Here is a 2,634-nt window from a genome sequence, read left to right as displayed (position 1 = left end):
GCCTTGTTTTATAACATTTTGTCTTGATAACCAATATGTTACAAATACAAGGCTTTTTTTTATACTCTTTTTTATATCGAACTCAGGTTAATGGTGACTCTTCGATTTTCAGCACGGTTTTTATTTGAGTTGTTGGGAACCAAAGGTTGTGATGAACCGCGCCCGATAACCTGAATGTTTTTAGGATTAAAACCTTGTTGAAGGAAGATATCTGCCACATTGGATGCACGGTTTTTAGAGAGCTCTAGGTTATAGGTGGGGTCACCGATATCATCCGTATGGCCAATAATGTTCAGCTTTTCCAGCTTATAGCTTTTAAGCTGTTGTGCCAGCCGGGTGAGCTCCTGGTTTTGCTGGGCAGTAATAATGAAATGATCAAAACTGAAAATCAGGCTTTCTGGTAAGCCTAGACTCCAGCCCTCTTCTGTTAGCACAAAACCTTCCTTTTTCAACATTTTTGTTTGTTGATAATTAAGTGGCCCAAAGCTTAAGCAGGCACTTAACAAGGTGGTAAGTAGAAGAATAATTGAAGTTTTTATCATATGCATAGTCTTACCTGTGATCATTTTTGGTAAATACACCAGTGGTGTTTTAATGATTTTGCTTGATACATGGCCTGATCGGCTTGCATGATTAATTCTTTTGCATCAGCAGCATTAATACTGATGGATATACCTAAACTAAAGCTAAAAGAAATTATTTGTCCATTATGGATTAAAGGCTCCTCGCAACACTGAATAAGGTTTTTAGCGATTGAAGTCAATTGATCCACGCGGGTCATATCATGGAGAATAATGGCAAATTCATCTCCGCCGAGACGAGCCACAAAATCGGTCTGGCGTATATTGTGTTTTAATCTTCTGGCTGTTTCCTTCAGGACCTCATCTCCAATCACATGCCCATATTCATCATTGATCTGTTTAAAATTATTATTATCTACATAAATCAGGGCAGAAGGCGCAGGGGGAATTCTGCTAAACAGCTTGCTTAACTCTTGATAAAAGTAATTGCGGTTAGGGAGTTCTGTAAGATAATCATGCAAGGCTTGATGAGAAAGCGCATGGTTTTCGTTTTGCAAATGAGTATTCCAGGCTTGAATTTCTTCTAACAAATGATTGAATACCATATTCAATTCGTTGAATTCTTTAATATCATTTTGGGGAAAGCGCAGATTGTACGCATTTTGTTGATTGATTAAATGGGCAATCTGAATCAGTGGCGAAATCGATTGCATAATAAAGCGATAAGTTGAATTAACGGACTTGGCTAAAGTGAAAAGAATGAACAGTATGCCCACCATCAGACCGAAAAATACTTTGATAATAAAACTTAGTATTTGTGCGGAACTACCGTATACAACCACTGTACCGATATTTTTACCGAGATGGTAAACAGGGACCTCTATAGCTTCACTCAGAAAAATGCGATCAAACAAAGCTTGTAGCGGATAATAGTAATCATTGTCTTTTTGGCTTTTCGCTAACAGGTTTTGCTTCTGGTCGTATAGCCCAATATAGCGAATATGATAATCGTTGGTGTATTCAATCAGTATTTTAGAAATAGTCACTCGATCATTAAAAACCAGAGCAGGTTGAATACGTTCAGCAGCTGTTTGACTGATCAATTGCAGACTCTGCTTTGCAGAAGATTCTACAGTCAGCACTGAAATGCTGACCAAGGTTAAAGTCGAAATCAGAAAAGTAATAGCAAAAATTGTAAATTGTGATTTCTTGAATAACTGTTGTAAGGAGGTTGATTTATAAAAATTATTAATCATTCATATCACTCCTGATTACGTGCAAGCAGTAATACACGGGGATCTATATGCACTTTGGAGCGAGTCAAACTATCCAGATTCACCTTGAAAATGGCATTCCCCGATTTGGAATACATGAGGCAAAACGTGCTACCAATTTCACATTCTACATTTGAGGTGCTGAAGGTAATGACCTGCTTATTCGCAGATTGATTAATAATGTGTTGTTCAAATTCTGGAGTAGACTGACTAAAAAAAACTGCATGACAAATGGTATTTTTAATTTGATTACTTGTAAGTAATTTAGTCTCCATGAGGAGATTGGAGTGTCTGAGCTGATTTTTAAGCTGGGTATAAGCATTGCCGTCATCTAAGACGCACAGCTTTGGGGTGGATACAGGCCACTTCACATAACTGAGTATAGAAACTGTGATTTGATAAGAATTTTGAACCGAGTTGGCTTTTAAACTAAAACAGAAGGTTATAGCTATTACTAGTAAAAATAACTTTCTGAGTGAGTTGTGCATGAAAATGTTTAAAAAATGAGGATTAGTTCGCATTTTAATGAAATTCTTTGAGTAATAATAGAGCAAAAAGATGCAGTTCCGGTAAATTAGTATAAAAATACACCATTCGTAATATTTATGTAAAAAAAGTACTTGCAAGCTCTCTTAAATGCTGTAGAATGCACATCCATCGGCAGTGATGAAGATTAAAACTTGTTAAGAAACAAGGGTTTAGCACAAGGTGTTAAATTTAAGTGTCTTGAATGAGTTTAAAAATAATTGGATTTACTGGTTGACTTTCTACAAAGAAAGCGTAACATAGCCGACCTAGCTTGCTGCTGACGAAGCAGTAAGAAGATCATTAAGAGATTA

Annotated in this window: 3 protein-coding genes; all 3 read right to left on the bottom strand. The window is 36.6% G+C overall.

Features of this window, described 5'->3' with window-relative positions:
- Positions 1-71 precede the first annotated feature (71 nt).
- The 3 genes from NI461_RS13790 to NI461_RS14340 are packed head-to-tail and all read right to left on the bottom strand — an operon-like array spanning position 72 to position 2,283.
- Positions 72-548, bottom strand: coding sequence for an OmpA family protein (locus NI461_RS13790; protein WP_174660241.1), 477 nt, complete (start codon positions 546-548; stop codon positions 72-74).
- Between the two features lie 14 nt (positions 549-562).
- Positions 563-1,777, bottom strand: a complete 1,215-nt coding sequence (locus NI461_RS13785) for a sensor domain-containing diguanylate cyclase (RefSeq protein WP_151205246.1) — start codon at positions 1,775-1,777, stop codon at positions 563-565.
- A 5-nt stretch (positions 1,778-1,782) separates the two neighbouring features.
- Complete coding sequence (locus tag NI461_RS14340; protein ID WP_227548238.1) at positions 1,783-2,283, bottom strand: YfiR family protein; 501 nt, start codon at positions 2,281-2,283, stop codon at positions 1,783-1,785.
- Positions 2,284-2,634: the final 351 nt, after the last annotated feature.

It is taken from the genome of Acinetobacter sp. S4400-12 (genome assembly GCF_024129495.1).
GTDB lineage: Bacteria > Pseudomonadota > Gammaproteobacteria > Pseudomonadales > Moraxellaceae > Acinetobacter > Acinetobacter lwoffii_C.
This window is presented reverse-complemented; position numbering and strand designations above follow the sequence as displayed.

Coding starts and splice junctions, on each gene's coding strand:
- NI461_RS13790 (WP_174660241.1), bottom strand. CDS start 548: ATGCATATGATAAAAACTTCAATTATTCTTCTACTTACCACCTTGTTA.
- NI461_RS13785 (WP_151205246.1), bottom strand. CDS start 1,777: ATGATTAATAATTTTTATAAATCAACCTCCTTACAACAGTTATTCAAG.
- NI461_RS14340 (WP_227548238.1), bottom strand. CDS start 2,283: ATGCACAACTCACTCAGAAAGTTATTTTTACTAGTAATAGCTATAACC.